The sequence below is a fragment of the Gluconobacter sp. P5E10 genome, from assembly GCF_018812145.1.
Taxonomy (GTDB): Bacteria; Pseudomonadota; Alphaproteobacteria; order Acetobacterales; family Acetobacteraceae; genus Gluconobacter; species Gluconobacter cerinus.
Genome location: NZ_JACRVZ010000028.1, coordinates 1 through 1,405 on the forward strand (window position 1 = coordinate 1; position 1,405 = coordinate 1,405).

1 protein-coding gene is annotated in these 1,405 nt (G+C 47.9%); it reads right to left on the reverse strand.

The window, feature by feature from the left end:
• Positions 1-35: 35 nt before the first annotated feature.
• On the reverse strand, positions 36-896 hold the full coding sequence (blaTEM, locus tag KP707_RS16505; protein WP_215769452.1) for a TEM family class A beta-lactamase: 861 nt from the start codon (positions 894-896) through the stop codon (positions 36-38).
• Positions 897-1,405: the final 509 nt, after the last annotated feature.

Consider the following 1,405-nt stretch of genomic DNA (forward strand, 5'->3'; position numbering starts at 1 on the left):
ATCTAAAGTATATATGAGTAAACTTGGTCTGACAGTTACCAATGCTTAATCAGTGAGGCACCTATCTCAGCGATCTGTCTATTTCGTTCATCCATAGTTGCCTGACTCCCCGTCGTGTAGATAACTACGATACGGGAGGGCTTACCATCTGGCCCCAGTGCTGCAATGATACCGCGAGACCCACGCTCACCGGCTCCAGATTTATCAGCAATAAACCAGCCAGCCGGAAGGGCCGAGCGCAGAAGTGGTCCTGCAACTTTATCCGCCTCCATCCAGTCTATTAATTGTTGCCGGGAAGCTAGAGTAAGTAGTTCGCCAGTTAATAGTTTGCGCAACGTTGTTGCCATTGCTGYAGGCATCGTGGTGTCACGCTCGTCGTTTGGTATGGCTTCATTCAGCTCCGGTTCCCAACGATCAAGGCGAGTTACATGATCCCCCATGTTGTGCAAAAAAGCGGTTAGCTCCTTCGGTCCTCCGATCGTTGTCAGAAGTAAGTTGGCCGCAGTGTTATCACTCATGGTTATGGCAGCACTGCATAATTCTCTTACTGTCATGCCATCCGTAAGATGCTTTTCTGTGACTGGTGAGTACTCAACCAAGTCATTCTGAGAATAGTGTATGCGGCGACCGAGTTGCTCTTGCCCGGCGTCAACACGGGATAATACCGCGCCACATAGCAGAACTTTAAAAGTGCTCATCATTGGAAAACGTTCTTCGGGGCGAAAACTCTCAAGGATCTTACCGCTGTTGAGATCCAGTTCGATGTAACCCACTCGTGCACCCAACTGATCTTCAGCATCTTTTACTTTCACCAGCGTTTCTGGGTGAGCAAAAACAGGAAGGCAAAATGCCGCAAAAAAGGGAATAAGGGCGACACGGAAATGTTGAATACTCATACTCTTCCTTTTTCAATATTATTGAAGCATTTATCAGGGTTATTGTCTCATGAGCGGATACATATTTGAATGTATTTAGAAAAATAAACAAATAGGGGTTCCGCGCACATTTCCCCGAAAAGTGCCACCTGACGTCTAAGAAACCATTATTATCATGACATTAACCTATAAAAATAGGCGTATCACGAGGCCCTTTCGTCTTCAAGAATTCTCATGTTTGACAGCTTATCATCGATAAGCTGATCCTCACAGGCCGCACCCAGCTTTTCTTCCGTTGCCCCAGTAGCATCTCTGTCTGGTGACCTTGAAGAGGAAGAGGAGGGGTCCCGAGAATCCCCATCCCTACCGTCCAGCAAAAAGGGGGACGAGGAATTTGAGGCCTGGCTTGAGGCTCAGGACGCAAATCTTGAGGATGTTCAGCGGGAGTTTTCCGGGCTGCGAGTAATTGGTGATGAGGACGAGGATGGTTCGGAGGATGGGGAATTTTCAGACCTGGATCTGTCTGACAG